We start from the raw sequence: 2,030 nt of genomic DNA on the forward strand, positions 1-2,030 counted from the left end.
GGTCCCGGCGGCGGTGGCGGCGGCTTCGGCGGTCGTCCCGGTGGTGGCCCTCCGGGGCGTGGCGGCACCCAGGGTGCCTTCGGCCGCGGTGGTGGCCGCGCCAAGCAGCGCAAGTCGAAGCGCGCGAAGCGTCAAGAGTTCGAGCAGATGCAGGCGCCCACGATCGGTGGCGTCAGCGTTCCGCACGGTGACGGTTCGACGATCGTGCGCATCCGGCAGGGTGCGTCCCTGACCGACTTCGCCGACAAGATCAACGCGAACCCGGCGTCGCTGGTCACGGTGCTGTTCCACCTCGGTGAGATGGCCACCGCGACCCAGTCGCTCGATGAGGAGACGTTCCAGCTGCTCGGGGCCGAACTCGGCTACGACATCCGGATGGTCTCGCCGGAGGAGGAGGAGCGCGAGCTCTTCGAGTCCTTCGACATCGACCTCGACATCGCGATCGACAACGAGGAGGACGAGAACCTCCAGCCGCGTCCGCCGGTCGTGACCGTCATGGGTCACGTCGACCACGGTAAGACCCGACTCCTCGACGCGATCCGTCACGCCGACGTCGGCTCCGGTGAGGCCGGTGGCATCACCCAGCACATCGGTGCCTACCAGGTCGCGGTCGACCACGAGGGCGAGCAGCGCAAGCTGACGTTCATCGACACCCCGGGTCACGAGGCGTTCACCGCCATGCGAGCCCGTGGTGCCAAGGTCACCGACATCGCGATCCTCGTGGTCGCGGCCGACGACGGCGTGATGCCGCAGACGATCGAGGCGCTCAACCACGCCCAGGCGGCCGACGTGCCGATCGTCGTGGCGGTCAACAAGATCGACGTCGAGGGCGCCGACCCGGCCAAGGTGCGCGGTCAGTTGACCGAGTACAACCTGATCGCCGAGGAGTACGGCGGCGACACGATGTTCGTCGACGTCTCGGCCAAGCAGGGCATGCACATCGACACGCTGCTCGAGGCGGTCCTGCTCACCGCGGACGCCGCCCTCGACCTGCGCGCCAACCCCGACCGGGACGCGCGTGGTGTGGCGATCGAAGCCAACCTCGACCGCGGTCGCGGTGCCACGGCGACGGTGCTGGTCCAGTCCGGCACCCTGCACGTCGGTGACGCCATCGTCACCGGCTCGGCCTACGGTCGCGTGCGGGCCATGCTCGACGAGCACGGCCAGAACGTCGAGGAGGCCGGTCCGTCGCGTCCGGTCCAGGTGCTCGGTCTGTCCTCCGTGCCGCGTGCCGGTGACACCTTCGTCGTCGCCCCCGACGACCGCACGGCTCGGCAGATCGCCGAGAAGCGCGAGGCCGCCGACCGGCAGGCATCGCTGGCCAAGGCTCGCAAGCGCATCTCCCTCGAGGACCTCAACGAGGCCCTCGCGGCGGGCAAGGTCGACACCCTCAATCTCATCCTCAAGGGTGACGTGTCGGGTTCGGTCGAAGCGCTCGAGGACGCCCTGCTCAAGATCGACGTCGGTGACGAGGTCGACCTGCGCATCATCGACCGCGGCGTCGGCGCGATCACGATGAACAACATCAACCTGGCGATGGCGTCGAACGCGATCATCATCGGCTACAACGTGCGCGCCGAGGGGCAGAACGCGGAGTACGCCGAGCGTGAGGGCGTGGAGATCCGGTACTACTCGGTGATCTACACCGCCATCGAAGAGGTCGAGGCCGCGCTCAAGGGCATGCTCAAGCCGGAGTTCGAGGAGGTCGAAACCGGTTCGGCCGAGATCCGCGAGATCTTCCGGTCGAGCAAGTTCGGCAACATCGCCGGATCCATCGTCAAGTCGGGTGAGATCAAGCGCGGCTCCAAGGCGCGCATCACCCGTGAGGGCGTGGTCATCACCGAGAACCTGGAACTCACCGGCCTGCGGCGGTTCAAGGACGATGTCACCGAGGTCCGCGAGGGCTACGAGTGCGGTATCAACCTGGGGTCGTTCAACGACCTCCAGGTCGGTGACCTCATCACCACGTACGAAATGCGCGAGAAGCCCCGCGCCTGATCGCGAAGGGCGCGCGAGCCGCCCCGCGCGCG

1 protein-coding gene is annotated in these 2,030 nt (G+C 68.0%); it reads left to right on the forward strand.

The window, feature by feature from the left end:
* Positions 1-1,998 (forward strand): translation initiation factor IF-2 (infB, locus tag KD1_RS13145; protein ID WP_157073347.1); only part of this gene is annotated, 1,998 nt, incomplete at its 5' end.
* Between the last annotated feature and the right edge of the window lie 32 nt (positions 1,999-2,030).

The organism is Kribbia dieselivorans NBRC 106261 (genome assembly GCF_001552435.1).
Taxonomy (GTDB): Bacteria; Actinomycetota; Actinomycetes; order Actinomycetales; family Dermatophilaceae; genus Kribbia; species Kribbia dieselivorans.